At 69.6% G+C, this 2,688-nt stretch carries 3 protein-coding genes; all 3 read left to right on the forward strand.

The genetic code is table 11. The features are described from left to right. Positions 1-100: 100 nt before the first annotated feature. From ACWFR4_RS48315 to ACWFR4_RS48325, 3 genes are read left to right on the forward strand one after another with little or no spacing between them, the layout of a single operon-like run. Positions 101-292: a hypothetical protein gene (locus ACWFR4_RS48315; RefSeq protein ID WP_453658301.1), complete on the forward strand. Its 192-nt coding sequence runs from the start codon at positions 101-103 to the stop codon at positions 290-292. Further along, the gene (locus ACWFR4_RS48320) at positions 292-1,689 is read left to right on the forward strand and encodes an FAD-binding oxidoreductase (RefSeq protein WP_453658303.1); all 1,398 of its coding nucleotides are present in this window, start codon (positions 292-294) and stop codon (positions 1,687-1,689) included. The genes ACWFR4_RS48315 and ACWFR4_RS48320 overlap by 1 nt, the downstream gene beginning before the upstream one ends. A 2-nt stretch (positions 1,690-1,691) precedes the next feature. After that, the gene (locus ACWFR4_RS48325; protein ID WP_453658305.1) at positions 1,692-2,465 is read left to right on the forward strand and encodes a creatininase family protein; all 774 of its coding nucleotides are present in this window, start codon (positions 1,692-1,694) and stop codon (positions 2,463-2,465) included. Positions 2,466-2,688: the final 223 nt, after the last annotated feature.

The following is a 2,688-nucleotide window of genomic DNA, read 5'->3' on the forward strand; positions in this document are numbered from 1 at the left end:
GGCGCCGGACACCGCGGTCACGCTCATCGACGAGATGGTCTAGCAGTACGGCACGTGCTGGGTCTACTCCAAGGGCACCGGCCAGTACGCCGCCAAGGAGATGGTCAAACTCGGCATCCTCGGCAACGAGGCCGACGGATCGATCGCGAGCTTCGACAAGAAGCGGGTCGCCGACTCCCTGAAGACCTTCGGGCCGATCCTCACCAAGGGCGGCGTCAAGATCCCGGCCGGGCTGAGCGCCGACGACCTGGCGACCAACGCATTCATCGACACCAAGATCGGAATGAAGTGATGGCCGTCGACCCCAAGGGCACGACCCTGTCCGCCGCCGAACTGCGCCGGATGACCGAACTAGTCGCGTACGACGCGATGGTGGGCGCCGGCCCAGGTGCCACGCACCGCACCCCCGGCATCGACGAATTTTGTACGGAGGCTGCCGCACTGCTGGGCGAGGATGCCGTCGTACGCGAGGACTCCGCCCTCGACAAGGCGTCCCGCGACTGGGCTCACATGTCGCCGATCCTCGCCGCCAAGCTCCCCGCCGGTCGCGCCGAGGTGGTGCTGCGCCCGTCGTCGTACGAGCAGGTCCAGCCCCTCGTCGCCCTCGCCCACCGTCTGCGCATCCCGCTCACCCCGCGCGGCAAGGGCACCGGCAACTACGGTCAGGCGATCCCGCTCCATGGCGGCGCCGTCCTCGACCTCACCGGATGCGGACGCGTCCTGGGCGCGGGCGACGGGTGGATCAGGGCCGAGGCGGGTGCAAAGTTGTCCGACCTGGAGGCGCATGCGCGCACGCTGGGCCAGGAGCTGTGGATGTTCCCCTCCACCTTCGGGACATCGCTCGGCGGCTTCCTCTCCGGTGGGAACGGCGGCACGGGATCGCTGGCCAACGGCACCAACGGGGACGGTTTTGTAAGGGAGTTGACTGTCGTCCCGTGCACAGCGGAGGCCGGTCCCTTCACCGTACGCGGCGAGGAAGCACTCCCGTACATCCACGCCTACGGCACCACCGGCATCACCACGACCGCGACCGTCGCACTTCAGCCGGCCCGCGTCTGGACCGGCCTTTTCGCCTCCTTCGACACGTGGACCTCCGCCACGGCCGCGCTCAGCGGCCTCGTACGCCTGGAGCCCGCCCCACGCCTGGTCTCCCTCGACGAGCCCGGCCTCGTCGAGACCTTCGAGGCCGACCCGGCCCTCGACCCGGCCGCGCTGAGCGTCCGCGCGATCATCGAGGAGCAGGCCGGGGACGACGCTCGGGCGATCATCGAGAAGCACGGCGGCTGGGTGACGGAGGTACGTCCCGCGCCGCGCGGTCCCGCCCTCATCTCCTCGCTGTCCTTCAACCACCCCACGTACCACCTGATGAAGACCCAGGATGGCTACTTCCACCTGGAGATCGGCGGCGACGTACTGCTCGGCGACCCGGCGGCGGTCAAGGCCGTCTTCCCCGGCACGGTGCTGCACCTGGAGGGGATGCGCTCGGGGACCGTCGGCATGCTGATGGCGCACTACCAGGACGAAGCCACCGTATACGAGGGGATCGCCGCCCTGGAGGCACTGGGCGTCGGCGTCCATGACGTCCACAACTGGTACGTCGACCGGCGCCTTGACCTCGTCCGTGCCACCGCCCGCACGGCCGACCCGCTGGGGCTGCTCAACCCCGGCCACCTCCTGGGAGCGCGCTGACCATGACCTTCATGCGTTTCACCGACCTCAGCGGACCGTCGGTCACCGACCTGTCCGCCGACACCGTGGCCGTCCTTCCCGTCGGCGCGATCGAGCAGCACGGGCCCCATCTTCCCGTTGCCACGGACTACTTCATGGCGGAGGCGATAGCGGGGGGAGCGGCCCTGGCCGCCTCAGACAGCTGCGACATCACCCTGCTGCCGGGCCTCGCGTACACCAAGTCCGACGAACACGCCTGGTCGCCCGGGACGCTGTGGCTCAGCGCCGCGACGCTCTTCGCGGTGCTGGACGACCTCGGACGGTCCCTCGCCAAAGGGCCCGTCCGGCGGCTCGCGTTCCTCAACGCGCACGGCGGCAACAGTGCGCTGCTGGGAGTCGCTCTGCGCGAACTCCGCACCAAATACGGTCTGTTCACCTTCCTGTTGCACGCCGCCCTACCCGCGGACCAGGGCGGCGCGTCCCCGTCCGGCGAGCTGGGTCTGGGGGTGCACGGCGGGCTTAACGAGACCGCGGCGATGCTCCACCTCCACCCGGAGACCGTGGACATGTCGCTGGCCGAGCGGAGTGTCCCGGAACACCTGACCGCCTACGAGCACATCGGCTTCGGCAAGTCCGTTTCCTTCGGCTGGACGAGCGACGACTTCGGTACGGGCAACGGCGTCATCGGCGACCCCACCGGAGCCACGCCCGAACTCGGCCGCAAGCTCGCCGACACCGCGATCGCCAACAACGCGGCCGCACTGCGCGAATGCGCCCGCTTCCTGCCTTCCGCCTGACGGCCTTCTCTCCATCACTATCCGTCGGACCATCACCCGTCCGACCGCCACCGGCCTGACCGCCTGACGTCGAGGACACCCGCCATGGCCATCCCCCCGCTCCACACGCCGCTCAGCAAGATCACCGCTCACCACATCACCGCGGGCGACAGCGTCAAGCTCGCCGTCCTCACCGGACCGGCCGACGGCTCACCGACCACCGTCGTCTTCGAGGTGTGGGAAC

The organism is Streptomyces sp. NPDC055140 (assembly GCF_053607285.1).

Coding starts and splice junctions, on each gene's coding strand:
- ACWFR4_RS48325 (WP_453658305.1), top strand. CDS start 1,692: ATGACCTTCATGCGTTTCACCGACCTCAGCGGACCGTCGGTCACCGAC.
- ACWFR4_RS48320 (WP_453658303.1), top strand. CDS start 292: ATGGCCGTCGACCCCAAGGGCACGACCCTGTCCGCCGCCGAACTGCGC.
- ACWFR4_RS48315 (WP_453658301.1), top strand. CDS start 101: ATGGTCAAACTCGGCATCCTCGGCAACGAGGCCGACGGATCGATCGCG.